Raw genomic sequence first — 543 nt, 5'->3', positions numbered from 1 at the left:
GGCTGTACGAGGAGTCGCGGCTGCGGGAGCGCTGGCTGGGCGCGAACGCGGAGGTCACCCACAGCCTGATGTCCGGCAGCGAACCCGGCGACGTGCTGGGCCTGATCGCCGAGCGCGCCCGGGAGATCACCGGCGCCGCCCTCGCCGTCGTCGCCGTGCCCGTGGAGGACGCCGACGCCCTCGCCGTGGAGCTCGCCATCGGCCAGGAGGCGGAGGCGCACCGCGGCCTGGTCATGCCCGTGACCGACAGCCTGACCGGACTCGCCTACGTCACGGCCACCCCCGTCACCAGCGCCGACGTCTCCTGCGACGACCGGGTCTTCCCCGGTCCCTCCCGGTTCGACGAGCTCGGCCCGGCCGTCGCCGTGCCCATCGGCACCGGGGAGGGTGTGCGGGGCGTGGTCCTGCTGGTCCGCGCGGCCGGCCGCAGCCCGTTCGGCGGCACCGAGCTCGAACCGCTGAGGAACTTCGCGGCGCAGGCGGCGTTGGCGATGGAGTTGGCGGAGCGTCGGCAGGACGCGGAGCAGATCGCGTTGCTGGAGG

1 protein-coding gene is annotated in these 543 nt (G+C 75.0%); it reads left to right on the top strand.

Annotated features, from left to right (window positions below; genetic code table 11):
* A partial coding sequence (locus IE249_RS35605; protein ID WP_189711684.1) for a GAF domain-containing protein occupies positions 1-543 on the top strand: 543 nt, incomplete at both ends.

The organism is Streptomyces anandii JCM 4720 (assembly GCF_014650655.1).
GTDB lineage: Bacteria > Actinomycetota > Actinomycetes > Streptomycetales > Streptomycetaceae > Streptomyces > Streptomyces anandii.
This window is presented reverse-complemented; position numbering and strand designations above follow the sequence as displayed.